Below are 25,440 nucleotides of genomic sequence, written 5' to 3' on the forward strand. Positions count from 1 at the left end.
GACAAACCGGAAGACCAACCTCAGCACAAAGCCCCAACACACCAAGGGATGAACACCCAAAATTGAAATTTTGAAACTTAAACTTGAAATGCCTTCTCATGGAAGTCTGTGGTGACAACGCTAACGCCGTGCCACCCTTCAACGTTCGACGATAAAATGAACCAGCATCGAGGTCTTCTACATCATATGACGATCAACGTTTCTTGCGTTGCGCGCTCGTCACCATTTTACAGTGCGATGTTCAAGTATTTCGGGTATGAATTGGCAGATTCCAGCTACGGAAAAGAATACGGGTACGAAGATTGGAAACGGTGGGATCTTGAGACGCCTCATGAAATCAGTATCTGCCAAGTTCGTGAAGGTTTTAAAGATAAAGAATACTGTCGAGGAGCTCTTGGGCACCATGATCACATAGCATTTAGTGCATCGGATCGCAAGGATGTGGATCGCTTTTACCGAGATGTCTTACTTCCACTTGAAAAAGAAGGGCATTGCAGCATCCAAGATGCACCCTGTGATTGCCCCGAGTATGGCGAAGGCTATTATGCAACTTTCTTTTTTGACCGTGATGGGTTTAAATATGAATTTGTGGTCAATCCAAACCACCTCCTGAAAATGAACCAACGGAAAGTCGATCAAGGCAGTGGTGGCAAGGGCTAAAGCCTCGCCGCACTTTTAAGTCCACTAGTCAGTCAGAAGGTGGAAGCTTTTTAAGTGGTTACTCGACTAAGTCTTTGAGGCAGTCGAGGGCGTTGCCCCACTGGTCGGAAACGAAGTTGATGTATTCGTCGATGTCTTTGAAGGGGCCGGGGGTGAGCGCGTAACGGCTTTCGCGGCCTTGGCGTTCGCATTGCACGAGGCCCGCGCCTTCCAGCACACGCAGGTGTTTGGTGATCGCCTGTCGGGAGAGGGACGTGTCCGCGGACAATGTAGACAAAGTCTGCTTGCGCTGGTCACTGAGCCTCATCACCAGCGACAGGCGCGTCTCATCGCCGAGGGCGGCGAAGATCGGCGCGTATCGGGCGACGTCTTGCGGGCTATCGGTTTTCGGCAGCATAGCGCGCAATGTTTTCGAGCTGCATTTCCCAGCCGCCGGTGTTCATGCGGAAAGCTTCGTCGCGGCGATCATCTGGCAGGTGTTCAAAGCCGGATTCGGTGACTTGGAGCAGGGTTCCAGTGGCAATTGGCGTTAGGCGGAATTCGACTAGCGTCGCGCGTCCCTGGGCAAAGTCGCGCTTGTCGTCGACGCCGAACGGATGCCAACGATAGGCAAAGTAAGTCTCGGGCTCCATTTTTTCGATAATCACTTTCCACTCATGGCTTTCGCAACCGGAGCAGTTAACGCTGCCAGTCGAGGTTCCGCCCACGACAAATGGGCTGTCGATCTTAGCATGGAACCACTCGCCAAATTGGCGGTGGTCGGTCAATGCGCGCCAGACCTTGGACACCGGCGCAGCAATTTCGATTTGTTTGATGATGGTGTGTTTCATAGGCAACTAATTGGTTGCATATTCAGTGGCAAACCCCGAATACGCAACCAAAAAGTTGCATAAAAACCGATTCCCCCCATTTGTCCCCCCCCCTTTGAGCTATCCCGACTCCATACCCCCCCCTTTCGAGGAGCAGCTACACGCATCTACTTTAACCTTTAACCTTTAACCTTTAACCTCTTTCCTACCCCTCATGCACATCGACCCGGACGCCGTTTGCGCCTTTCTCCGCGATTACCAGAATTCCCTCTGCGCGACACTGGAAGCCCTTTCGCTAGGGCAGCCGTTCCGGGCAGACCAATGGGAGCGGGCAGAGGGCGGCGGCGGCGAATCCCGCGTGCTGGCCGATGGCGAGGTTTTTGAAAAGGCGGGGGTGAACTTCTCCGATGTGCGAGGCAAGTCACTGCCTGCATCCGCGACCGCGCACCGACCTCAATTGGCAGGGCGTTCGTTCCGCGCAATGGGGGTCTCGGTGGTCATTCACCCGCGTAATCCTTATGCGCCTACGAGCCACGCCAACGTCCGTTTTTTCGTGGCGGAGAAAGACGGCGAGCCGCCTGTGTGGTGGTTTGGCGGCGGATTTGATCTGACGCCTTACTATGGTTTTACGGAGGACGCCCAGCTCTGGCACCAGACTGCCCGTCGAGCCTGCCTGCCGTTTGGGACCGGGCTTTACCCGCGCTTTAAAACGTGGTGCGACGAATACTTCCACCTGAAGCATCGCGACGAAGCGCGTGGTGTTGGTGGGCTGTTTTTTGACGACTTTAACGAGCACAGTTTCGAGCATGCCTTTGGCTTCATGCGGTCCGTTGCCTCGGCTTTCCCCGCTGCCTACGCGCCCATTATCAAGCGCCGCAAAGACACCGCCTTCGGTGAATGCGAGCGTCAGTGGCAGCTCTATCGTCGTGGGCGCTACGTGGAGTTTAATTTGCTCTACGACCGGGGCACTTTGTTTGGCCTGCAAAGCGGTGGACGCACGGAGTCGATCCTAATGTCCCTCCCCCCCCTCGTCCGCTGGGAATACGACCACCAAACCGCCCCTGGGTCGCGCGAAAGCGCGTTACTGGACTTCATCAAGCCCCGCGATTGGGTCGGCGAAAACGGCGAGCCGCTGGAGATCGATGTTGAGTGACGACCAGCGAGCCGCATTGTTCATCCGCGGCTAATAAATCATCCATCACCATTCTGATTTTTCAATGACATCCAAAGAACGATTCCTCGCTGCGGCGAACTGCCAAACGGTTGACCGGCCACCTATCTGGATTATGCGCCAAGCCGGGCGCTATCTGCCTGAGTATCGCAAGCTCAAGGAGCAGTATGACTTCGTGACGATGGTCAAAACGCCGGAGCTGGCGACCGAAGTCACTCTCCAGCCGCTGAAGCGATTTGCGTTGGATGCGGCGATTGTGTTTTCCGATATCCTCATTGTGCCGGAAGCGCTTGGGCAGCCTTACTATTTCCGTGAGGAGGGGGGGATAGGGATGGATTTCCGACTCGAAACCGCTGCCGATATTGAGAAACTCGCGCCCGCCTCCGTCGTCAGTGAAAAGCTGGCCTACATCGCCGACGCCCTGCGTTTGGTGGACAAAGAAGTCGGGGCCGATAAGGCTGTGTTGGGCTTCGCGGGGTCACCTTGGACGCTGGCCTGCTACATGGTGGAGGGGGGGAGCTCGAAAGACTTTACCCGGATTAAGGCGCTGTTTTACGAGGACCGAAAAGCCTTTGAATCACTGATGACGAAGCTCGCCTCCGCAGTCGCAGAGCTGCTCAAAATGCAACTCGCCGCCGGGGCTGACTGCGTGCAGTTATTTGATAGCTGGGCCGCCGCCTGCGCCGGGACAGATTACCATGACATGTCGTTGCGGTGGATTCGCCAGATCATTGACGAGCTTCCTGTGGGCGCGCCGATCATTCTCTTTGCCAAGGGCATGGCGCATCATGTGGACAGCCTTGCCGCCAGTGGCGCAAAGGTGCTTGGGATGGACTGGACGGTCGATTTGCCGCGTATGCGAGAGCTTGCTCCGGCGAATATTGCCCTTCAGGGGAACCTTGACCCCACGCTTCTCAGCACGACCCCAGATATCGTCCACCGCGCTGCCAAAGAGCTCCTTACCTCGATGAATAATGCGCCCGGACACATCGTTAATCTCGGTCATGGCATTCTCCCGAGCGCCCACGTCGAGTGCGTTGAAACGCTGGTGAATACCGTTGTCGCGGCGAATGGGAATTAGGCATTTGCCCTCAGTGATCTTTTCCGTAATGCTTGGATCATGCGTTGTTTGATTCTTCTTTGCCTGTTGTTCTCGACGGCGGGCTTAATGGCATTGCCTGCAGGCCATCGTCATGGCCCACCAAAGCTTTCAACCGTTAGCCGTTTGGTTGGTCACTGGCATTCGACCTCACTGAGCGGTGATGGCGTAGGATTGGCGGTAGACAATGTCGTGGTCGAATTCCACGGGAATCGGAAATTTAAGGCTACGGTGAATATGAACATTGGTGGCCCCAGTATTTACGAGGGTGTTTACCACGCCAAAGAGAAGACCCTCACGCTGCATCCTGTTTCCCAAGACGCGATTCCGTGCACGGTGACCTTTGACGGGACTCGTAAAATGACGGTATTGGCGTCTGCTTCGAGCGTGACGGTTGATTTCGATCGTGGGGCTGCGCCGAAGTCATCTGGCGGATGGTTTTGAATTGAGGTAACTTTTAGGCTTCAACCGGTGCGCGGTATTGGACAGCGTGGAAGGCATGGCTTTATCAACCGAGTATTTAACCTCTGCCGAATTGTTTGAACGCGCGCTTGAGCTGATTCCAGGCGGCGTTAATTCCCCCGTTCGGGCGTTTCGCTCGGTGGGTGGAGCGCCATTTTTTACGCGGTCGGCGCAGGCCAGTCGGTTAACGACGGCTGATGGCCAGGAGTTGATTGACTACGTTTGCACGTGGGGGCCAGCCATCCACGGGCATAATCGACTGGAAGTGCGTGAGGCGATTGCGCAGGCGTTGAATCGCGGGACGAGCTTTGGGACGCCCAACCCCTATGAGGTCGCGATGGCCGAGCGCGTAGTCGAGCTGGTTCCGTCGGTGGAGAAAGTCCGGATGGTCAACAGCGGGACTGAGGCGACGATGTCTGCAATCCGCCTTGCACGCGGTTACACGAAGCGGAATAAAATTATCAAGTTCGCTGGCTGCTATCATGGGCATGTGGATTCGCTTCTCGTGGCGGCGGGGTCGGGGGCCTTGACATTGGGCACGCCGGATAGCGCTGGCGTTCCACCAAGTTTTGCGGCGGAAACCATTGTATTGCCCTACAACGATGTGGCGGCGCTGGAAGCCGCGTTTGCGGAGCACCCGGATGAAATTGCAGCCATCATTGTAGAGCCTTATCCGGCCAACTGTGGCCTGATCCTGCCTCTGCCCGGTTATTTGCAGAAGCTCCGTGATGTCTGCACTCAACACGGGACAGTGCTCATTTTTGATGAAGTCATGACTGGCTTCCGTGTGGCCTTGGGCGGCGTGCAAGAGCGGGAGGGTGTGACGCCAGATTTGACTGCGCTGGGCAAGATCATCGGGGGGGGGCTGCCGGTCGGTGCCTTCGGCGGTAAGGCCGAGATCATGGACTTGCTCGCTCCGCTAGGGCCGGTTTATCAAGCAGGCACGCTGAGTGGTAATCCGCTGGCAATGGCGGCTGGTGTTGCCGCGCTCGATCTGCTGATTACTGAGGATCCTTATACGCGCCTTGAGGCCGCTGGTGCACAGATTCGCGATGCGTTGGAGGGGGTTGCCAAGGAACTTGGTTTGCCTCTGCAAGTGCCTCAGGTTGGATCAATGTTTGCACTGTTTTTCACCGAGGCACCCGTTACGCAATTTGAAAGCGCGCTGACCAGTGATAAATCGATGTTCAACACGGTGTTCCATTATGCGTTGGAAAATGGCGTTTACCTGCCTCCTTCGGCCTATGAAACATGCTTCATTAGCACGGCGCACACGAATAGCGACATTGAGCAAACCATTGAGGTGCTATGTCATGGAATGAAGGAAATTACGCGATAGATTTCGGCTTAAGTTACTGGTATTCATATGCATGTCGTTTTCGCATTGAGGTGTTCACCGGGCGATTCTTTCTATTGAAAAGCGATATGGCACTTGCAAAGAAAAATTAAAAGAATTACATGTGACCATTAGTGTCTTACCTCTACTTTGAGTTGGTGAAATCGACTGCCGACTTGTCGACTGCTTTCAACACGGATGGTTTTCATGCCCATTGGCACAACGGTGGCTGGAGCATTTTCCATGGCTGGATGCATATTGTTTTGGACGCTGTGATCTGGATGTCCTACATCGCAATCCCGCTTACGATTTTCTGGTATCTACGGCATCGCCCGCACGTCGCAAATCGAGGCGTGTTTTACTTGTTTATAGTATTCATCCTGATGTGTGGTTTGACGTATTTGATGGAAGCCGTGGTCTACTGGTGGCCAGCCTACCGCTTATTGGGCCTGCTGAAAGCACTGACCGCGATTGTCTCGGTGGCTACCGTTATCAGTTTATTATCATTATTACCCCAGCTATTAAGGGCACCGACAGCCAAGACGTTGGAGGCGGAAATCACCAAGCGTGAGCTAGCGGAGAAACGCTTGATCGAAAGTGAAGATCAGTTTCGTACAGCCATGACTTATGCGCCAATCGGAAAGGCCTTAGTGTCAGTAGAGGGGAAATGGATGCAGGTGAACAAGAAAATCTGTGAATTACTGGGCTACACCGAGGAAGAACTCCTGAAAATGGATTTTCAACAGATTACCCATCCAGATGACCTAGACTCCGACCTGCAGCTCTTAAAACAAACACTTGTGGGAGAAATTGATGAATATTCCATTGAAAAGCGTTATTTTCGGAAGGATGGCAACATCGTCTTCGTCCAGCTGAGTGTTTCGCTGATTCGTAAGGAGAATAAGCCCAAGTTTTTCATTTCTCAGATCGTAGACATCAGCGCCCAGAAAAAGCTTCAGCAGCGGCAGGAGAAATTAATCAGTGAGTTGGAGCAGAAAACAAAAGACCTACAACAGATCGTCTATGTGGCTTCACACGATTTACGTTCGCCACTGGTCAATATCATTGGCTTTAGTGGCGAACTCGATTTCTCGATTAAAGAATTGATTGCTGTGCTGGACGAATTTGACGAATTGCCTCCGAAAGTAGAACATATCCTGAAGAAAGATTTGCCGGAAATTCTGCACTTCATCTCGACGAGTGGCCGGCGAATGGATCGACTGCTAAAGGGCCTGCTACAGTATTCCCGGCTGGGGCGCTATCCGATGGTCACCCTAGAAATTGACATGGACAAGCTCTTCGGAGACCTGCTTCAGGACTTATCCTATCAACTCGATCAAATCGGGGCTGAGGTAGAGGTTGATTCGTTGCCTAAATGTTATGGCGATATAACGATGGTGAGCCAGATCTTCCGCAACCTCATTGACAACGCGATTAAATATCGTTCGACGGATCGGACTCTTCGTCTGAAAATTCATGCGGAAAAGCTAAAGAATCGTATTCGCTACACGTTGGTGGATAACGGCATGGGGATTGCGGAAAGCCACCAGAAGAAAATATTTGAGGTTTTCCATCGCCTGAACCCTAAAGATTCAGATGGCGATGGTCTTGGCCTGAGTATTTGCAGTCTTTTAGCTCAGCGTATGGAAGGAAACATCTCGCTCGAGTCCACTGTAGATAGCGGCTCTAGCTTTCATGTCGAGTTATCCATCGATGATATCTCACTCCACGAGCGGGCGAATGCACTGTCTTCAGCCAGCCTTAATCAACCATATTTCACACATCAATCGTTATGAATAATCAGGAGGTTACCATCATTCTTGCCGACGACGATGTCGGGCACCGAAGCCTCATGCGCCTGAACCTCAATCGTTGTAATATAGCCAACAACATTATGGAATTTGAGGATGGGCAGGAGCTTCTCGGTTTTTTCACGAAGTCTTGCAAGGAAAAGTCACTTACTGACAAAGCGTTTATGATTTTTCTGGATATCCGCATGCCTAAAATGAACGGGATTGAGGTGTTGCAGATTTTAAAAGCCGACAAATATCTCCGACGAATACCCATTATCATGGTGACAACGACCGACGATCCGTCGGAAATTGCGCGTTGTCATGAGTTGGGTTGTAGTTATTATGTAACCAAACCAGTGGACTACGAAAAATTTATTGGCGCTGTTCGTAATCTTGGATTATTCCTTTCAATAGTCCAAGTGCCTCGACTTGATTAATCATGAATAATACGCAGCACAGAGAGTATCGAATACTGCTTATCGAAGACGACTTTGGGTTGCAGCATTTCATCATGCGTCGCATGAGAGCGGATGGCTATCAGGTTATGGCGGTTTCCAGTGGTGCGGAAGCGATTAAGGAGCTGAGCGATACCCAGCAAGAATACGATCTCGTATTGCTGGATTATAAGCTTCCGGACACCAATGCCGAAGAACTCGTGACTGAGCATTGGGCCAGCCTTGGCTCACCGCCGTTTATCATGCTGACTGGTTTTGGTGACGAGCGCGTGGCCGTCCAACTGATGAAACTTGGTGCGGAGGATTATATCATCAAGGAGGCCGATTTTATCGATTACCTCCGGCCCGCGGTCGAACGTACGTTGCGGCATATTAGTCAGCGGGACCAACTTGATGAGGCCCAGCGCCAGCTTAAGGAAAGCGAAGAGCGCCTGAACCTTGCGCTGCACACGGCGGGCATTGCTGTATGGGATATCAATTTGCCGGAGCAGCATGCATACGTGTGCGAACGGTGGCGCGAAATAAGTGGTCAGTCACTGCCCAGGGGACCGATTTCGTTGGGGTTATTACATGCGGTTATCCACTCGGAGGATCGTGATTACTTCCAGCGGCGTTGGAGTAATTTTATACGGCAAACGGACTCGAAGCGGCACTTCGAGGCAGCCTTTCGCATCGTGCATGCAGAGTCTGGCGATCGATGGATTGAAAACCAAGGTATTGTAGTGCTGCGCGAGCCAGACGGCCGACCACGCCGCATCATTTGCACTTTCAATGACGTAACCGCAAAAATGCGTGTCCGCGAGATGGAAGATCAGTTGCGGCGGGCTCAGCGTATGGATACTTTGGGTTCCTTGGCTGGAGGGATTGCCCACGACTTTAATAACGTGCTGGCGGCGATTATTGGCTACAATGAACTCACGCAACGCGACCCTGAGAATGTTGAATTCGTGTTGAGCAACGCCGATCACATTAGCCGGGCATCGCAACGTGCGCGCGAAATTATCCGCCAGGTTTTGCTTTTTAGCCGCTTAACGAATCCTGAGATCACCAAGGTGGACTTGGTGGAAGTCGTCAATGAGTCAGTAGATTTTATCCGCGCGGTTGTCGCAGAGCATACGCTCATTGAAACGTATTACGAGCTGGATAAAGCGGTCATTGATGCGGATTCGGGGCAAATCAGCCAAGTCATTACCAATTTGCTCAACAACGCCGCACATGCAGTGAAGGATGTGAGGGGAGTGATCCAAGTGCGCATTCGCGAAACGGTTTCGGATCAGCGAAATGGCTATGACGAGGACAGATACGGCTTTTTTTGCGTGGAGGTTCAGGACAATGGCAGTGGGATTCCCTTAAATATTCAGGAGCGGATATTTGAGCCATTTTTCAGCACGAAAAGGAAGGGCGAAGGCACAGGGCTCGGCTTGGCTACATCGCAGGGGATTATTGGCTCACATGGCGGCCGAATGACGGTTACCAGCGAGGTTGGGCACGGCGCGTGCTTCTCAGTGATACTGCCTAAAGCGCGACATAGCACAGTGGTCAAAGAAAAGAAAAAAACGACGCCCGTAACGCCAAGCGCACTACGTATCCTCTTGGTCGACGACGAGATCGCGTTGACGGAGGTTACGACGCAATTGTTGATATTACATGGCTTTGAAGTGGATGCCTATCATGACCCGGTTCAGGCTCTGGAATACTGTAAAAGCACGTGCGAGGAATACGATCTAGCCATTTGCGACTATAACATGCCGCACCTCAATGGCGATAAGCTGATCTCCATTTTACACGAAATGCACCCGCAGCTCCCATGTGTCTTGGTGACGGGGAACATGGATCAGCAGCAGGCGAAGCTAACAGATATCGCACCGTTCACGAAGCTGCTGCGTAAGCCTTATTCTCATGAAGAACTGATGGAGGTCATTAGTGAGGCTACGCTCACTGATTTCGTTTCGCAGGAGTTCGCAGAATAACAAGCTTTGCTGTTGTCTCAGCGCCGGCAGTCTTGCCGAATACACGCTTAGTTCGATAACTGGCTATCAGTATATTAATTCTAGGGAGGATTGCCAGGAACCGATTCCGGATTTTGTTGCCTAATTGAAATACGCTATGATGATTGTTGCTGGCTTGTGAAAATTTACTGGATACTCGTTGTTGCCGCTCCTGTCGCCCTCGCAGGGGGCTGGTTGATGCGTGGCTCACTTACCCCCCCCACACACATGTCGTCGGATTTCAGTCTGACGACCTATTCAGATTCCACTTCGGCGCGCGCCGGCGAGGATTTTGTGGAAGGAACGGACGCTGCGGTTGAAGAGGCTGCTATTGATGGTCGGGTTCGTCTTCCCCGGAGCTTCGATGAGCGTTTGGCGGTGGTCGATTCAATCGGCGCGGATCCCTCCATGGACAATGTGACCATGGCCCTGCAAGTAATCATGGCGATGCGCGCAGGAGATTTACGTGCCGCGATGGAGCAGGCGGATAGTAGCTATGCCCGACGATTACTGATGGAGCGTTGGGTGGAGATCGACCCTGATGGCGTCTTGGCCTACTTGAGCGCCGACGAAAAAAAGAATTATAGTCTGACCCGAGAACTCTTTACTCAATGGGCGGAGACCGACATCGACGGAGCCCTCAAAGCCGTGCAAAGGCTTCCTGAGTCAAAGCAGAGCAGCGCCTATTACCGACTGATCAACTATTTGGGTAAGGAAGATCCCGTTCGAGCCATGAAGCTGATCAAATCCGGCAAGGTGGGAGGTAATATTGCTTGGCGATATAATGCGCTCATGAAAAATTGGGTGCGGGATGATCCCACTGCTGCTCGAGCGGCGATTGAGTCTATTTCAGACCGAGGTGAACGGGAGACAGCGTGGCGTGGCTATTTCTCTGGTTTGGCTGAAGATGATCCCAACCTCGCTCTGAACGAGGCCCAGCAATTGGGTACCTACCACGACCGCAAGCGGATGCTGGAGAGCGTTTACTCTACCTGGTTGAGGAAGGACATGGATATGGCCTTTGCCTCGCTGGAGCAGATACCGTCTGCGACCATGCGCAGTCAGATTATCGGTGCGCAGAGTTGGAGACTCCCTTTGGACGATCCCGAGTCGCTAATGGGCTATATTGATGAATACACAGATGGCCGTCGGCAGGACGATCTCGTGCGAAATATTGTCAACCGACTAGCGAAAAGTGATCCCGTGCGGGCTGCTGCTCTGGTCGATCAATTACCCTTCGGTTCCAATTATCGCAATTCTGTCAACAACCTCGTTCGCACCTGGGCGGAAAATGATCCGTTGGCAGCCATGGCGTGGGTGGATACCCTCCCCCCCGGTAGCGAGAAAACCAATGGTCAGGCCCGAGCGCTTGAGTATTATGCCGAGAATCATCCCGAGGAAGCACTACGTTTCTATTTATCCTTAGGTTCAGAGGAGCGCACCAATAGACATATGAGCGAACTGAGTGATGGGTTGGCCAAATATAATCCGGACTTTGCTGCGCAGCTTATCGCAGGAGTGAACCAGGAGGACATCCGCCAGAAGATGGAGGAGGAGTTGACCAAAGATTGGAGCAGGACAGATCCTGAGGGTGCGCTTGCCTATTGGACGGCCCTCGGGGGAGAGCTGTCCAAGAGCACCACCTCGGATATTGCCTATAACTGGGCTAGGAAAAACCCCGCCCAAGCCGCTGATTGGGCGCAAACATTGGAAGGCGATGCACAGTCAGATGCGATTGGTCGTATCAGCGAGCAGTGGTTGCGCCATGATAGCTTGGAGGCTTCAGAATGGATTGCGACTCTGGAGGTGAGCCCAGGGCGGGATGCGGCCATCAGCAATATCGTCAACCAGACATTGCGCAACGATCCCGCCAGTGCCTTTGACTGGGCGACAGGCGTCTCCGACGATAGCATACGCCAGAACCTCACCAAGAACAGCTATAATAAATGGAAGGCGAAGGACCCAGCCGCAGCCGAGGCTGCGTTGCGCAAAAGTGATCTACCAGTTGAGGAGATCAATAAGCTCATTGGGGAAGGCGATAAGAAATGAAGTACGCCTTCAGCATTATCCTCCTCGCCATTGCTTTTGCCTTGGGTTGGTTTCTGAACGCACCCAATGCACGCCCGCAGTTTGATGAGGATCTCGACCCCATTCAGTTGGTTGACGCCTCCCCTGAGTGGCAGGCCAAAACCAAGGGAAAGTCGACCCGCGAAGTCGCGGAAGCCATTTACCATGAAGCAATGTCGGTCAGCTTTGAGGAGAAATACCAACTGCTAGGCGGTATTCTGAAAAAGGACAGTACTGCCAGTAAGCTGAATGCCCGCATGATCGTGATGTCCATGTCTGAGGATGAGCTCGTGCGCGCCATTGGGCAAGCTCGGGCAGAAGATGCTGATCGCAGCACGATGAACTTACTCTACGGGCGTTGGGTCGACGTCAACCGTGACGCGGCCTATGCGTATTTCCTCGAGCAGCCTGACCCTGACGATGTCTCCACCCTTGGTTATTTCATATTCAAGAACTGGGTGCTGGAAGACCAAGCTGGGGCGATGATCGCTTGGGCACAGCTTGACACCAATACCCAAAGTAAGCGCCTACGCACCATGGTCTATTCCTTGGCCGAAGTTGATCTCGCCCAGGCCCTTACTCTCCAGCTTACTTACGGTAAGGCGGATGGAAATGGCCCGAAAAACTACGCCCATATCATTGATCTATGGGCCAAGCAGGACATTGAGTCCGCCAAAGAAGCGCTCGAACTGGTCCCTCGCGGTGATGCCTATGAACAGGCTCTCAAGGCCTATTTTAATGTTTTGATGGACGAAAACCGCGATTTGGCAATGACGGAGGCCAGAGAGTTGGCCAGCAACGCCGATCAGAAAAGCGTCCTGCGAAGCATCTACGAGCGCTGGATCAACGATGACGTTGAGGGCGCTTTGGGGGCACTGGCTCTGGAAAAAGATCCTCAGCAATACATGAGTGCATGGCGTGCTGCCGATAAAGATCCGGTGTTAGTGATGGACTGGGCCCATGCCAATTTAGACGGCGCAGTGCAGGACGAATTTATCTCCACTGCCATCAACCGTATGGTGCGCAAAGACCCGCAAATGGCCCTCAGCTACATCGATAGTCTGCCCTACGGAGAGGCCTATACTCGCGCTCTGTCTAATCTATCCTACAACTGGGCGCGACAGGACCCAGAAGCTGCAATTGCGTGGTTTGAGGCGATGCCTGAAGGAGAGGATAGAAACAACGCCATGCGTAATGTCCTCTCCGAATACGTTAATAAGGACCCCGAAGCGGCCAAAGCCTACTTTTTGAGTATGGACGGGGAGATGCAGGGAAGCGCGGTTTCGAATTTAGCTAATAGGCTAGTTCAGAATGACCCACAACAGGCCCTCGCCTGGATCAATTCACTCCCGGACCCCGACCTGCAGTCGCGTCTGATCAAGGAGACCTACAGCAGTTGGGCGCGGGAAGACGGTTCGACGCTTTTTGCGCACCTTGGAGCCGATGGTTTTGCTAAGCTAGACACGAACGAACAGCGAAACCTCATGCGTAGCTGGGCCGACTACAGTCCCCGGGAGGCCGCTGATTGGCTGGAAAACGCCCCTGAAGATCAGCAAAAAATGCTGACCGATCGGGTGTCACGCGAATGGTTGGACCACGATACCTATGAGGCCTCTATTTGGATTTCTGAGCTGCCTGAGGGGGAGAGCCGTGAGGCTGCCGTTAAGAATCTCGTGAACTCCATTAGCAGTAGTGATCCTATCTCTGCGCTCGATTGGGTCGTAGATATTAAGGATGATGGAGATCGCAACCGCAGCGCGGCAAATATTTTGAGGCAATGGAAAGACAAAGCTGCCGCCAGAGATGCTTTGCTTGCCAGTAGTTTGTCCGATGACGAAGTCACGAAGTTGCTCGCGGATGTCTTTAATGAAAAGTCGGGGAGCTAAAGGGGGGGGTAGGGGGTGATTTATCCCCCGGAAATGGCCTCCGAGACCAATTGCTAAGGGGATTGAGGGCCGATTTCGTTGTTTTTGGGAACTGATACTTTTATGCTCTTTTTTAGCCTAAAATGCCTCAGAAATGGAAACTACAGCAAAGTTTTACTTTGGGGTGTGGCCAAAAAATGCGTTTTGGGGCGTGCAAACAAGGAGGAAGGGGTTGCAGGCGGGATGATCATTGTTAACCTATTTGTATGAAATCAGTCCGTCTGTTCTTACTCGTGAGTCTGCTCGCGGCCCGCGTTTTCGCGTTGGACCCCAATGACGTCGTTTCGTTTGACCGCTATGACATCGATCCATCGGAGCTGTTCTTCGAGGAAGACACCCGCATCGTGCCTGATCGCACCTATGTGCTCCTGCGCAATTTCCGACCCATGAGCACGCCCTCGGGCGATCGTTATGCCATGATAACACTGGAAAACCAGCTCAGCAGCCGCCAAATCCTTGACCCTGAGGAGTTCGTGGGCATTTTCGCCGACGGCACTCGCCGTTACCCGAAAGATTTCTCGGTCCGGATGGAGCCTGGGCGCACGCGGACGATTGTCGTGAAGTTCGGCACGCATTCCTTCCCGCTGGTCAAAATTATCATCGACAACGGGGCCAACTGAGGCAAATTCTCACGGTTTGCGAGGATCAATATTTCCCAATAAATACCCTTGACGCACATCGCGTGGGCGTCCATTTTCTCCCTTTTTCCAAATGTCGGAACCACCAAACACCTTTAGTCATGGCCCAACCCAAACGTAAGCAATCCAAGCAGCGCAGCCGCCTTCGCCGTGGCGCGAACCGTTTCAAGGCACCTTTGCTCGCCAAGGACAGCACGGACGGCACAGCCTTCCGCCCGCACCACGTCAACCCAACCAATGGGATGTATCGCGGTCGCCAAGTGCTTGAAGTCGAACTGTAAGCCAGTTACACGACCTGTTTCTCTGACCCGGCTATTATTGGCCGGGTTTTTTTTATGCCCACGCCTAAGGTCGCGCGGAGTATCTGCGCCATTGCTAGGCATGGGTTTGTTCCGTGGGACATGGGGGTGCTCCGTGGGGCAGTGCTACCTTGAAATGACGGATTGAGTAGCGACGGGGTGTGCTGCCAGTACAATGAAACTGCCCGATGGGTGGCATCGGGCAGTTCGTTTTAAGTCAGTCGTCGGTTGATGCGGAATACTTCGCCGACGGCACACGCGGGTGCGTGCTTGTTTAATATAGCTGGGGCCCAGCGCTTGCGGCGGCGAGCTCAGGTGTGGGCGTGGATTCTTCGCTGTTGTCCCAATCGCCGAACAGCTCGGCTTGCGCGATGAATAGTTCGTCGATGACGACCTTGGCCGTGGCGATTGAGTTGACGAGCGGATCCATTGCGAGGGCGCGGACCAGCAGGTTTTTGTCGCGCTTCATGATGGCTTCGATCGTGAGTTCGTGCACGTCGAGGATGAGCATTTGTTGGGCACGGAGACCCATCGGGAACTCGCCAACTGGGAGGGGACGTGGGCCATTGCTGTCGAGCGTGCATTCCAGTTCGAGGAAGGCGTCGTCGGGTAAATTACCGACTGGGCGAACGTTGGTGTCGCGGTTGAAGTTGGGCAGATTGATGAAATAATTGCGCCCGTCTTCCACGACCATGGTGTTGATGATGTCCGTGGCATGGTCGGCTCCGAGTTTTTCGTGGAACTCGGTCATCGGCTTTTCTCCAGCAAGGTAGGCGTCGATGGTGCTCCACATTTCCGCGGTTTTTTCGGCACGTTCATCACAGTCGAATACCGACAGCGGCGGAATCGCCTCTTGGATTGCGCTGCGGCCCTGATAATACGGCACGTATTCCTTGGTGTGGCCGGTGCAGGTTGGCACAGCTCCAAAGACATCGGCCAGATGGGCAGTGATGTAGTTATTGAAACGGCTCTTGGCGTAGCCCTCGTCTTTTTCGTCTTTAGCCAGGGTGTGAAAAGCGCTGTGGATGTCGGGTAATACGTCGCGGTCTTGGTAGGTTGCGCTGAGCATCCAGGTGAAGTGGTTCACGCCGGCAATGCGCATGTCGAAATCGGCTTCTTTGGATTTATCAATGCCTATCATTTCCATGTAGCCAAGTTTCTTGTGCGGCAGGTGGTGCGTGTCGCAGAGCGCAAAACTTTTGGCCTTGGAGTGGCGCATGAGGCCGATGCCCATCACGGCGGACGGGTTGATGTAGTTGATCAGCCAAGCGTTCGGGCAAAGCTCCTCGACGGCATGGGCGATTTCGAGAATCGCAGGAAACTCGCGCATGGCGCGGAAAACACCGCCGGGCCCAATGGTGTCACCCGAGCACATGCGGATGCCGTACTTGGCCGAAATCTCGCAATCAATTTTGCGGAAATGCGCGTTGCGGTCGGAAAAGCTGAGGACGACATAGTCTGCGCCTGGGAGTGCTTCGCGGTAATCGGCAGTGCCCGTTACGGTCGAGCCAGAGCCCGAGGTTTCGGCGGCGAGCTTGGCCAAGCGCACCATGCGGTCGAGGTTGTCCGGGTCGGTATCAACCAAGACCAAGTGGCCGCCCTTGAGGCCACCGAGGTGGTTCATGGACCAGATTGCCTTCTGTCCGAAAAACAGACTGCCCGCACCGATAATAACAATTGTAGGTTTCAAGTTGCTCATTCCAATAAAGATAGCGCCAATGTTTGTCGTTGCTGATAGGAAAGTTGTCGCTAATCTAGCATTTATGTTGCGAGAGCAGAAACGTTTGGTGGTTTACCGTTCGGCGACGCCTGCCGCGCCAGTGCTCCCCCTGCGCGTGCGTTCGGTTGGCCGTTATGAGCTGGATCGGGATTGGGTCGAGGAGCCCCGGCAGAAGTGGTTTGTCGAGCTGTTTTGGGGTATCTCTGGTCGGGGGGAATTCTACACTGGGGAGGATTGGGTGACCCTTGAGCCTGAGTGGATTTTCCTCTATCGCCCAGGTGACCACCATTGGCTGCGTGTGCTTACGGAAAGTTGGCGTTATTGCTGGGTGACCTTTGATCACGCCTCCGCTGAGGAATGGATCAATGGCTTTGGCCTCCATGAGCGCACCTGCCGTGCTGGCGCTTGCCCAGAGGCGTTGTTTCTGGAAATTGCCGAGGCGCTTCATCGCTCGACGGTTCAAGGGGAAATTCACGCTGCCAATATCGGGCATCAAATCCTTGCGGAGGCCTCAGTCCAGGTGACGCATCCACCTGCTGACTCGATCGCGAGTCGGGCCAAGGCAATTATTGATAAGCATTTTATGGACCCGCAATTCGGGGTCGCCGCGCTCTCCGATGAGTTGGCAATTCACCGGAGCACATTATTCCGCCAATTTGCTGCGGCGCACGGGCTGAACCCCTCGTCTTACTTGCAAAATCTACGCCTTCAGCGCGGACTGAATCTCCTGCGGGAAACCGTAACGCCGATCCAGGAAATCGCGTTAACTGCTGGCTTTACTGACCCGAATTACTTTGCCCGTGCCGTTCGCGATGCTACTGGCATGAGTCCCCGTGCCTTGCGGCGAAGCTAAGGCGTTGGGGCGTTGTCCAAGGTAGTGCAGGCGCGTCCCCGCGCCTGCGCGACCTTTACACGGGATTTTTCTTTAACCTTTAACCTCAAACCCCATACAACACGCTATAGCGTTCGCGGAGGTAGTTGATCAGCGGGGCAGGGGAGATTTCTTCGCCCGTGGCTTGGCGAACTAGTTCGCGGGTGCCAAAACGTTTGCCGTGGCGGTGGACGTTTTTCTGGAGCCAGCCAAGCAGGCTGCTGAAGTTGCCGCAGGCGATCTCGTCTTGCAGCTTGGGCAGGGCGGTGTTTGCGGCGGACCAGAGTTGTGCGGCGAGGACATTGCCCAAGGAGTAGCTTGGGAAGTAGCCGAAGAAGCCTTCGGACCAGTGGACATCTTGCAGACAGCCCATCGCAAACGACTCTGGTGTGAGGCCGAGAAGTTCTTTGCTCAGTTCGTTCCAGGCCGCAGGCACGCCCGCGACATCGAGCTCACCCGAGAACAGCGCGCGCTCGATCTGAAAGCGGAGAATGACATGGAGGTTGTAGGTTACCTCGTCGGCGTCGACACGGATGGGTTGGCGTTGCACGGCGTTGATCGCGAGGCGCAGGTCTGCCGAGGAAACGCCCTTGAGCTGAGTCGGGAAAGCGTCCCGGTAGCGTGGCTCATAAAAGGCCCAAAAGGCTTCGCTGCGGGCAACTTGGTTTTCCCAGAGACGGCTCTGCGATTCATGGACGCCCATGCCAACGGAGTTGGCCAGTGGGAGTCCGAAGCTTTTGCGATTACCAATGCGGAGGCCTTGCTCATACATGCCATGGCCAGCTTCGTGAATCGCGCTGAAGAGTGAATCGAGGGGGTTGTCTGGCGCAAAACGGGTCGTCAGGCGGGTGTCCCAGCCATTACCACCGCAGAAGGGGTGCACCGCAACATCCAGCCGGCCGTAGTTGAAATCGAAGCCAATGCGGGTTAGCACTTCGCGGAGAAACGACTCCTGCGCGTCAACGGGGAAGCCCTTGAAAATGGAAATGTCGGCCTTGCGTGGCGCGGTGAGAACGGCCTCGGACAAGTCACGCAATGGGTCGCGCAACTCGTCAAACAGGGAAGCAAAGACGCCCGCTGACATGCCTGGGTCGAAGCGGTCGATCCAATAATCGTAGACGTTCTCGCTACAACCAAGATAGCCTGCTTCCTCGTGGGCGAGGGTAATCTGCCTCTGGAGCATGGGCGAAAAGGCGGAAAAATCGCTCTTTTTGCGAGCTTCAGTCCAAGCGTGATAGCCCTCGCTGGCGGCTTCCGTTTTGCGGCGAACAAAGTCTGCGGGAAGCTTGACGGCGCGATCGTACTCACGGCGGGATTCCCGGACGATGCAAGCGGCGTCCGCGCTGAGTTCGGTCGATTCGAGCTCGGTGATCCACTCTCCGATTTCAGGGCGGGTAAAGGCGTGGTGGACGACTTCGGCCACGGCAGCATTTTGCTGGGCGCGAAGCGAGGCAGAGCTAGGGGGGAGATTGACTTGCTCATCCCATCCCAGCACGGCGGAGACGGAATCTAGCAGGCCGATGCGTTTGAGGGCGGCGGTGAGTCGGTTAAAAGTGTCCATGGGTCCTATGACGTTTGTCTTGAGTCAGAATGAGTGGCGGTCTGGCTTATTCCGCGCTAATCTACATACTCCTCGATTTCGTAAACTTGGGGATCTTTGTGTGGGCCTTTAAAGCGGCGAAAAAGTTTTTTGCGAGAGCCTTCTGCGGCAGCCATAGGGTCCATTGCAAGATCGTCGCCATATTCATCCTCTAGTTTTTCAGCGTCTTCGCCGAGCTCAAGGCGGCGGGCCATTTCCTGCATGGCGGGGGGGAGGGAACTGCCAGTGATCTCTCCGACACGGCGCATGAGGCTACCGAGCTCGCGTGAATCGAGGTTATTTTCGTCCATGCCCTGGAATTCACGTTCGAGCTCATTGATGGCCTGTTCGTAGCGCGGGTCATCGTATTTGGAGTCGTCGAGCGCGGGGTCTCCTTCGATACCAAATGCCTTAACGAATGAAAACTGGGAGACCTGCTTTTGGAGGGGAAACTTTGGATTGTCCGGGCAGCGCGGGGTCTTGCCAGCATGTTTGAGACTACGTGCGTAAAAGGTGTAAACGGTGTTATTTTTGGGACAATAGAACTCGTAAAATGGCATGGTGAGGTTTTCTTAGCAAATTTGCCTTCGCTGTTGCGAGTGGGAAACGAATCAGCAAGGCTACGATCGCGGTTGATACAAGCTGAATCGCTCGCTCTACATGATCTTACGCTCCCGCATCGATATATCGCTGCCGCCAGACAAAGTCTGGGAGATGCTGCGTTATGCGGAATATATGGAGCTGTGGAACCCGAAATGCGTCTCCTGCCCGAGTTTGGGGCGAGAATTACAGGTCGGCGATACTTTCTCCGCCACGTTCAAGCTCACCAAGGAAGGCGTGAGCGACTGCGAGGTCTTGGCGCTGGAGCCTTGCCAGCGGATAACCATCCGGCACCGCCCGCGGGAGATGAAGGGCTATGTCGACGAGACTTACCACCTGCTGCCGCGCAAAAATGGTCAAACTACGCGTGTTGAGCAAGTGCTCGACGTGACGCATTCCAGCATCCCTCGTTGGGCGCAGGCATTAATGTATTTCCTCAACCGTTTTGGCCGAAAAATGGGCGACGGCCCATTGGAAGGTTTGCGAGATGCGGCGATTGCCCAGGCGGGGATGCGTTCCGGCCAACGTGGAGGCTATGCATGACTGGAGTGCGAAGCAGGTAAGTCATTGTCATATGCCGACTGGTTGGACTCTTTCTCGCTTTTAGGTTGGAACTTAGAGACGAGAAGAGCTACAAATGCCAGAACTAGAAAAGCAGTTCTCAGCTTTTCATAGCGCCTGATCGGTGCCGCTGCGCGATCGCCTTCAGCGCGCTTCTGAACGACCTTTTGTTGAGATTCGCGCATGCGGTCTTTTAAGTCTGTTCGGGTCAGTAGCTCTCCGGTATCGATATTCATCGTTTCTTTCTCATTTTGCATGCGATGGTACATATCAGCATTCTCTTTGTGCTCTAGGATTTCATGATTTAGATCAGCCAGTGCAATCGCCTTCTCTATCTTCTTCATCGAAAACCAAAGGCATAGAAGTAGCAGGCACAATGCAACAGGCTCAAGCAATCCCAGCCCGCAATTAACTCCCCTCCATTCAAATTGCTGAACCGAATATGCAAACGTGGTTCCGACTAGACCTGCGATAAAGTAATCAAACTTCTGCTCAGATTGCTTAATACTTTGAAATAAACTGAATCGAATTTCTTTCATACATTATTCTGGTCGAATGTAAAAAGTATGGCGGGGCCTTAGCGTTTGTGACCACAGATTTGTTCGGTTTGTGGCTGAGATTGGATTATGCTGCGTGAGCGTGATTCTACTGTATTGAAACTTTTCGCTCATCAACTGTAATCGTAGCATTAGGAGGCACTTCCAAGAGTGCTTGGTTAGGCTCTTCCGTATGATTTATTTCTATTATCGAAGCGGTGTTTTGCAAGTTAATCCAAAACGGTGCGTGGCTGACTCCCATTAGCTCGACTTTCGCCCAGGCTGGTAAATGTAATTCCAGAATTCTCACCGATATGGGTCCATCTAGTTTTACTATTGAGCCATCAACGTTTAGGTTCCAATAGCCGCCTGGGCCTGTAATAGCGTATGTTTGGCCGGTCTCAATTGGCCCCACGCTCTCCGTGTGAGAACACCCCGTGAGTAGGAGAAGTCCAATTGTCGTTAGAAACCTAGATAGGACTCTCATTTTGTTGCATATCGTCAAAGGTGGACATGCCCTTTTTTTGAACACAATCTAGGAATTTTCTCCAATGATTTATTCTATTTTTGGTTTTATTTCGCTCAGGTGGTGAATCGTTTGATACCTTTCACCGCTTCGCTTTTCTTGTGAGTGAGGATTGAACCAAAATGCTTGGAATCCCGCAGATGTTGAAGTGGCTACATCGCTTTCAAATGAATCTCCAATGACCAGGATATTGTCTGGTGCCTCTTGAAGGTCTGATTCGATGAATTTCCAAAACTCAATTTCGCTCTTTTTCATGCCGATGGTCTTACCGGTGAAAATGCTTGATATGTAATTTCCAAGATTTACGCGGTTCAGAGCCTTCATGACCATCTCTGCATCTGACTCGGTAGCATTTGTTGCGACGGAAAGAATGTAGTGATCAGACAATTCCTTTAATGCGGTTTCGGCTCCATCTACTGCACATACTTCAGGCCACAAATACATCGCTTGGTTTCTGGATGCATCATCCTTCATGAGCGTGTCTCCCCAATCGAAGATAATATGCCTAATGTTGTTGCTCATTGCATCCATAGAGAGAAAAGGCCCGCCGAATAAAACGGCGGGCCAAGCAATAGTAGGAATGATTGCGCAGGCTAGGCGACTTCCACCTTGGGAAGATCGGCGGGGATGTCGACCTCGTGCGTGTGCTTGCGTTTCACCTTGATGAGGCGAGCGCGGCGGCGCAGTTTGCGGTCGAGTTTGTTAATCATACCGTCGATTGACTTGTAGAGATCGTCACTCTTATCAGAGACGACCATCGACGGGCCGTTAATGTCTATGTGTCCTTTCGCAATGAATTCATCTTGGCTGCCCTTGTGACTACTATTGGTCTCGAGCTCCACTCGAAGTCGGATAATACGTTCTTCATGGTTAAATAGTTTTTCCGCTTTCTCCCGGACCATTCGCTTGAGCGAGTCCGTAAGATCGAGGTGAACGCCGCTTATGATGACTTCTTTGGTATTCATTGGCATTTTCCGTTTGTGGTTCTTTGGTTTTCGCTCCAATAAAGGAGCAACTCAGTTTTAGATCACGCTAATTAGGACGCGTCTTATTTCTTAGACGCTTCCGAGAACGCAAGGTTCCATGCATGAACAACGATAGCTTATCCCGTGCCGTACAAAAATATACCGCCGTTATTGTAACGGGCGGTTCTTCTGGAATTGGACGCGGTCTCATCGCTGCAATTTCAAAGTTAAACCCGTCTGCGAAGATATGCAACATTTCTCGGTCGGAACCTCAATTTAATTTACCCGATGGCGTGCTCACGCACATTGCCGGTGATCTTTCGCAGGCCTCGGCTGTGGCAGATGTTGGCACCAAAGTCATTAATTGGCTCAAATTAAACGGCGGCGCTGGAGAAGTGCTTCTTGTAAACAATTCGGGGGTAGGGGCTTACGGATTTAGCCAAGATATCGAATTGGATAAGCAGCTCGCCGTGATCGACTTGAATGTCCGTGCCGTTGTCCAATTGACCGGTATTGTGTTGCCTCAGTTGCTTGAGCGCGGCGGCACGGTGATGACGATTTCTTCGACGGCCTCCTTCCAGCCGACGCCTGTGTTATCCGTATACGGTGCCACGAAGTCGTTTGTGTTTAATTGGAGCCTCGCGCTGGGTAATGACCTGAAGGGAACTAAAGTGAATACGATCGTTATTTGCCCTGGTCCTACTGACACTGGTTTCTTTGAAGCAGCTGGATTTACGGGCAAACCGCCCGGCGTGGTCAAAACCGAACAGGTCATCGATACTTGTCTTGAGGCCATTGCGAAGCAGAAAAAACACGATATCTGCGGCTTTATGAATAAGCTGATGTGCTTTTTCTCCCAGCACCTGCCGCGGACGTTCCTCACCAACGAGGCGGGCAAGCTGATGCGTAAAATTCGCCATCCGGACAGGAAATAGGCGATAATGGCCAATTATACCCAGACGCTCTCGATTACGACCCACGGGCGCGGAACCTACGAAATTACTGGGCAAATTAAATCGGCGCTCACGGATTCCGGTCTAAAGGCCGGCACGGTCACGGTTTTTTGCCAGCACACGAGCTGTAGCCTTGTTATCATGGAGAATGCAGACCCGACCGCGCGGGCGGATCTGCATTACTTTATGGACAAGCTCGTCCCCGAGGACGACCCGAACTACCGTCACACGATGGAGGGGCCGGACGACATGACCAGCCACATCAAAATGGCGTTGACCCGTACTTCGGAGGTGATCCCCTTCGTGGCCAGGCGTGTCTGTCTAGGCACCTGGCAAGGGGTCTATCTCTGGGAGCACCGGGACGCCCCGCACACCCGTCGCATCGTACTCTCGTTCAACGGCGAGTAGGCTCATTTCTTCGAGAGAGAGCCTTGCTTCGGCGGCTGGAGCGCTCATCTTGAATACATGGTGATGACGGAATCCAAAAGCGCTTGGCGGTCGGCCTTACTGGCGGCGTATTTGCGTTGGAAATACCGTCAGCGTTTCTATTCCGTGCGGGTGGGCGGTTTTGCGGGGTGGCAGGATTGGCTGGCCTCAGAGGCCCCGTATCCGTTGGTGTTCTTTGGCAATCATCAGAGCTGGTGGGACGGCTTGCTCGACTTCTCGCTGACGCGCCATTTCGGCATGGATAACCGACTGATGATGGAGGCCAAGAACTTGGCGCAATTTTCATTTTTCCAAAAATGCGGGGTGTTCGGGGTTGATTTAGACTCCGCCCGTGGTCGTGGGGCTGGTCTCCTGCACGCGGTGCGCCTGCTCCAAGAGCCATCCACCCGGCGATGCCTGATCCTCTACCCGCAAGGGCGATTAGTGCCAGATTGGGAGGATGTGCCCCTACAAGAAGGCTTGGAGATCATTTTGCGCAAGGCTCCTGGAGTGACTGCATTACCGGTGTGGCGACGTCTTCATTTGGGCAAACACGAATTGCCCGAGGCGGAAATCGAAATTGGCGAGCCGCTCTCTCCGGGGGGGGGGCGCACCACTGCGCAGCTAGCCAATGCACTCAATGCGACGAAAATGGCATTGGAAACGCGATTAAGTGTTAAAAATGACAAACAAATTATTTACATATCGAAAGGGATAAATACCCTACGAGGTGGGGCATAATATATGTAGGGACATGGCCTGTCAGTTGGTGAGGTTTGTGCTTTACCTTTTCTGATGATCTAACGATGATCCAGAGTTGAACTCGTATAGAACCAATGGCTGAAAAATCAACTCTCGTAGAAAAACTTCCACCTCTAGCTAAGGCAGAAAGCCCAGTGGCTGCTGCGCCAACGCCCCCCCCTGCAAAGCCTGTTGTCAAGACGCCCATCAAGCCAGTGGCCCCTGTCGCCAAGACTAACGAAAAGGCGGACACGAAGACGGTTGCTTCCAAGCCTGTTGCAGAAAAGAAGGAAGAACCAGTCGCTGCAGTCACGGTTGAGGAGACAACGCCTCCGGCACAGGTCACGGCTACCGCAACGGAGTATGCGACGTATTATTCCTTTTTGGGCGACGCGGTTATCTGGGGTTGCATGGGCCTGTTTCTCTTTGGCAAAGCCTTTAAAGATAAGAAAAAAGTGCGCTTCGTCTCCATGGCGACCTACGGCGGCCTGTTGATCGCGATCGCGTTCATGTTTTTTATCTATAGTAAGACCTATGCGAGCTTCCTTCGCGGAGAAACGGGGCAACCCACGCTTGCAATGCGTGGCTTCTGTTGGGCAGTCTTTGCGCCAGTCCTCTTCTACATTCTTTCGCGTGTCATCAAGGTGCCGGCTCAGGATAAGAAACTTTACCTGACTATGTTTGGGCTAGGCTCGGGGATTTTCCTCTTTATCGGCCTGTCAAATTTGGTTTCCGGACGCCTTGAGCAACTCGGATTATCCGTTTTCCCGTTCCTTTTCTCTGGGAGCCTTACGCTGCTCTTGTTCTACACTTTAGGTAGGGGGGCGAGTGCACTTCAAGGTAAGCTTAAGCAGGGCGTGTCGGTTATCGTATTCGTTATTATTGGCGGCTGGTTTTTGTATCCAGTGATTAATCTGCTGTCGCACCTGACGAATAGCATAACGCTCTTTAGTCTGGCGTTGAACCTCGTGGATCTGGTGCTGCTTTCGGGCATCACCTTCGGTTTGTGGGAAAGTGTTTCTACCCGCACCGACCGCATTCTTTTCAAACCGTCCTTTGGCAAGGCCAAGCGCGCTTCGGCTTCACCGTTTACTGATCGTGTTCCTGCTGGTGCGCCTGCCGTGACCGCTAAAGTGTCGAGAGGGCTTGATGGTAAGGATTCTTCTGCTAGCGGTAGTAGCGATGTTGACGACGGTAAAGCCAAGCCCGCCTTTAAACGCCCAAAGAACTTCACGAATAATTAGTTGCCTCCTTCTACGC

Annotated in this window: 26 protein-coding genes; 18 read left to right on the forward strand and 8 right to left on the reverse strand. The window is 53.1% G+C overall.

Annotated features, from left to right (window positions below; genetic code table 11):
• The first annotated feature begins 237 nt into the window (after positions 1 to 237).
• Complete coding sequence (locus tag IE065_RS09940; RefSeq protein WP_229792091.1) at positions 238 to 660, forward strand: VOC family protein; 423 nt, start codon at positions 238 to 240, stop codon at positions 658 to 660.
• 58 nt (positions 661 to 718) lie between these two features.
• Here IE065_RS09940 and IE065_RS09945 read toward each other — a convergent pair whose 3' ends face one another.
• Positions 719 to 1,057, reverse strand: a complete 339-nt coding sequence (locus tag IE065_RS09945) for an ArsR/SmtB family transcription factor (RefSeq protein WP_189514559.1) — start codon at positions 1,055 to 1,057, stop codon at positions 719 to 721.
• Positions 1,038 to 1,490 carry an SRPBCC family protein gene (locus IE065_RS09950; RefSeq protein WP_189514561.1) on the reverse strand — a complete coding sequence of 151 codons (453 nt, stop codon included), beginning with the start codon at positions 1,488 to 1,490 and terminating at the stop codon, positions 1,038 to 1,040. Before IE065_RS09950 ends, IE065_RS09945 begins: the two co-directional genes overlap by 20 nt.
• A 193-nt stretch (positions 1,491 to 1,683) precedes the next feature.
• Between IE065_RS09950 and hemF the strand changes: the two genes are divergently transcribed.
• The 11 genes from hemF to rpmF all read left to right on the forward strand — a co-directional run bounded on the left by hemF (position 1,684) and on the right by rpmF (position 14,684).
• Positions 1,684 to 2,622 (forward strand): oxygen-dependent coproporphyrinogen oxidase, encoded by a 939-nt coding sequence (hemF, locus tag IE065_RS09955; RefSeq protein WP_189514563.1) that lies wholly within the window; start codon positions 1,684 to 1,686, stop codon positions 2,620 to 2,622.
• 64 nt (positions 2,623 to 2,686) lie between these two features.
• The gene (gene hemE, locus IE065_RS09960; protein ID WP_189514565.1) at positions 2,687 to 3,721 is read left to right on the forward strand and encodes a uroporphyrinogen decarboxylase; all 1,035 of its coding nucleotides are present in this window, start codon (positions 2,687 to 2,689) and stop codon (positions 3,719 to 3,721) included.
• Between the two features lie 39 nt (positions 3,722 to 3,760).
• Positions 3,761 to 4,183 (forward strand): hypothetical protein, encoded by a 423-nt coding sequence (locus IE065_RS09965; protein ID WP_189514567.1) that lies wholly within the window; start codon positions 3,761 to 3,763, stop codon positions 4,181 to 4,183.
• 55 nt (positions 4,184 to 4,238) lie between these two features.
• Positions 4,239 to 5,540, forward strand: a complete 1,302-nt coding sequence (hemL, locus tag IE065_RS09970) for a glutamate-1-semialdehyde 2,1-aminomutase (protein ID WP_189514569.1) — start codon at positions 4,239 to 4,241, stop codon at positions 5,538 to 5,540.
• 131 nt (positions 5,541 to 5,671) lie between these two features.
• Positions 5,672 to 7,333 carry a sensor histidine kinase gene (locus IE065_RS09975; protein ID WP_189514571.1) on the forward strand — a complete coding sequence of 554 codons (1,662 nt, stop codon included), beginning with the start codon at positions 5,672 to 5,674 and terminating at the stop codon, positions 7,331 to 7,333.
• Positions 7,330 to 7,767 (forward strand): response regulator, encoded by a 438-nt coding sequence (locus tag IE065_RS09980; RefSeq protein ID WP_189514573.1) that lies wholly within the window; start codon positions 7,330 to 7,332, stop codon positions 7,765 to 7,767. Before IE065_RS09975 ends, IE065_RS09980 begins: the two co-directional genes overlap by 4 nt.
• A 2-nt stretch (positions 7,768 to 7,769) precedes the next feature.
• A complete protein-coding gene (locus IE065_RS09985; protein WP_189514575.1) occupies positions 7,770 to 9,755 on the forward strand; it encodes a response regulator in 1,986 nt (661 codons plus the stop codon).
• 156 nt (positions 9,756 to 9,911) lie between these two features.
• Positions 9,912 to 11,822, forward strand: coding sequence for a hypothetical protein (locus IE065_RS09990; protein WP_189514577.1), 1,911 nt, complete (start codon positions 9,912 to 9,914; stop codon positions 11,820 to 11,822).
• Positions 11,819 to 13,726, forward strand: a complete 1,908-nt coding sequence (locus tag IE065_RS09995) for a hypothetical protein (protein ID WP_189514578.1) — start codon at positions 11,819 to 11,821, stop codon at positions 13,724 to 13,726. The genes IE065_RS09990 and IE065_RS09995 overlap by 4 nt, the downstream gene beginning before the upstream one ends.
• Before the next feature lie 245 nt (positions 13,727 to 13,971).
• Entirely contained in the window at positions 13,972 to 14,385 is a 414-nt protein-coding gene (locus IE065_RS10000; protein ID WP_189514580.1) for a hypothetical protein, read from the forward strand.
• 119 nt (positions 14,386 to 14,504) lie between these two features.
• On the forward strand, positions 14,505 to 14,684 hold the full coding sequence (rpmF, locus tag IE065_RS10005) for a 50S ribosomal protein L32 (RefSeq protein WP_189514582.1): 180 nt from the start codon (positions 14,505 to 14,507) through the stop codon (positions 14,682 to 14,684).
• A 292-nt stretch (positions 14,685 to 14,976) separates the two neighbouring features.
• Here the strand turns inward: rpmF and IE065_RS10010 are convergent, their stop codons facing one another.
• Positions 14,977 to 16,401 (reverse strand): family 4 glycosyl hydrolase, encoded by a 1,425-nt coding sequence (locus IE065_RS10010; protein WP_189514584.1) that lies wholly within the window; start codon positions 16,399 to 16,401, stop codon positions 14,977 to 14,979.
• Positions 16,402 to 16,465: 64 nt separating this feature from the next.
• Between IE065_RS10010 and IE065_RS10015 the strand changes: the two genes are divergently transcribed.
• Positions 16,466 to 17,275 (forward strand): helix-turn-helix transcriptional regulator, encoded by an 810-nt coding sequence (locus tag IE065_RS10015; RefSeq protein WP_189514586.1) that lies wholly within the window; start codon positions 16,466 to 16,468, stop codon positions 17,273 to 17,275.
• Positions 17,276 to 17,360: 85 nt separating this feature from the next.
• Here the strand turns inward: IE065_RS10015 and IE065_RS10020 are convergent, their stop codons facing one another.
• Together IE065_RS10020 and IE065_RS10025 are read right to left on the reverse strand one after the other, a co-directional pair.
• Positions 17,361 to 18,854, reverse strand: coding sequence for a carboxypeptidase M32 (locus IE065_RS10020; protein WP_189514588.1), 1,494 nt, complete (start codon positions 18,852 to 18,854; stop codon positions 17,361 to 17,363).
• 56 nt (positions 18,855 to 18,910) lie between these two features.
• Positions 18,911 to 19,432, reverse strand: coding sequence for a cytochrome C (locus IE065_RS10025; RefSeq protein ID WP_189514591.1), 522 nt, complete (start codon positions 19,430 to 19,432; stop codon positions 18,911 to 18,913).
• A 100-nt stretch (positions 19,433 to 19,532) separates the two neighbouring features.
• Here IE065_RS10025 and IE065_RS10030 point away from each other — a divergent pair, with 100 nt between their 5' ends.
• On the forward strand, positions 19,533 to 20,015 hold the full coding sequence (locus IE065_RS10030; RefSeq protein WP_189514593.1) for an SRPBCC family protein: 483 nt from the start codon (positions 19,533 to 19,535) through the stop codon (positions 20,013 to 20,015).
• Here IE065_RS10030 and IE065_RS10035 read toward each other — a convergent pair.
• From IE065_RS10035 to hpf, 3 genes are all read right to left on the reverse strand, one after another.
• Positions 20,006 to 20,572 carry a hypothetical protein gene (locus IE065_RS10035; protein ID WP_189514595.1) on the reverse strand — a complete coding sequence of 189 codons (567 nt, stop codon included), beginning with the start codon at positions 20,570 to 20,572 and terminating at the stop codon, positions 20,006 to 20,008. The two genes, IE065_RS10030 and IE065_RS10035, sit on opposite strands and share 10 nt — an antisense overlap.
• A gap of 553 nt (positions 20,573 to 21,125) precedes the next feature.
• Positions 21,126 to 21,617 (reverse strand): HAD family hydrolase, encoded by a 492-nt coding sequence (locus IE065_RS10040; RefSeq protein WP_189514597.1) that lies wholly within the window; start codon positions 21,615 to 21,617, stop codon positions 21,126 to 21,128.
• Between the two features lie 71 nt (positions 21,618 to 21,688).
• On the reverse strand, positions 21,689 to 22,060 hold the full coding sequence (hpf, locus tag IE065_RS10045; RefSeq protein ID WP_189514599.1) for a ribosome hibernation-promoting factor, HPF/YfiA family: 372 nt from the start codon (positions 22,058 to 22,060) through the stop codon (positions 21,689 to 21,691).
• 122 nt (positions 22,061 to 22,182) lie between these two features.
• Here hpf and IE065_RS10050 point away from each other — a divergent pair, with 122 nt between their 5' ends.
• The 4 genes from IE065_RS10050 to IE065_RS10065 all read left to right on the forward strand — a co-directional run bounded on the left by IE065_RS10050 (position 22,183) and on the right by IE065_RS10065 (position 25,424).
• Positions 22,183 to 22,995 carry an SDR family NAD(P)-dependent oxidoreductase gene (locus IE065_RS10050; RefSeq protein WP_189514601.1) on the forward strand — a complete coding sequence of 271 codons (813 nt, stop codon included), beginning with the start codon at positions 22,183 to 22,185 and terminating at the stop codon, positions 22,993 to 22,995.
• Positions 22,996 to 23,001: 6 nt separating this feature from the next.
• Positions 23,002 to 23,421, forward strand: a complete 420-nt coding sequence (locus IE065_RS10055; RefSeq protein WP_189514603.1) for a secondary thiamine-phosphate synthase enzyme YjbQ — start codon at positions 23,002 to 23,004, stop codon at positions 23,419 to 23,421.
• Between the two features lie 63 nt (positions 23,422 to 23,484).
• A complete protein-coding gene (locus IE065_RS10060; RefSeq protein WP_189514605.1) occupies positions 23,485 to 24,180 on the forward strand; it encodes a lysophospholipid acyltransferase family protein in 696 nt (231 codons plus the stop codon).
• Positions 24,181 to 24,275: 95 nt separating this feature from the next.
• Positions 24,276 to 25,424: a bacteriorhodopsin gene (locus tag IE065_RS10065; protein WP_189514607.1), complete on the forward strand. Its 1,149-nt coding sequence runs from the start codon at positions 24,276 to 24,278 to the stop codon at positions 25,422 to 25,424.
• Positions 25,425 to 25,440: the final 16 nt, after the last annotated feature.

This window comes from Cerasicoccus arenae (assembly GCF_014651635.1).
Lineage (GTDB): Bacteria > Verrucomicrobiota > Verrucomicrobiia > Opitutales > Cerasicoccaceae > Cerasicoccus > Cerasicoccus arenae.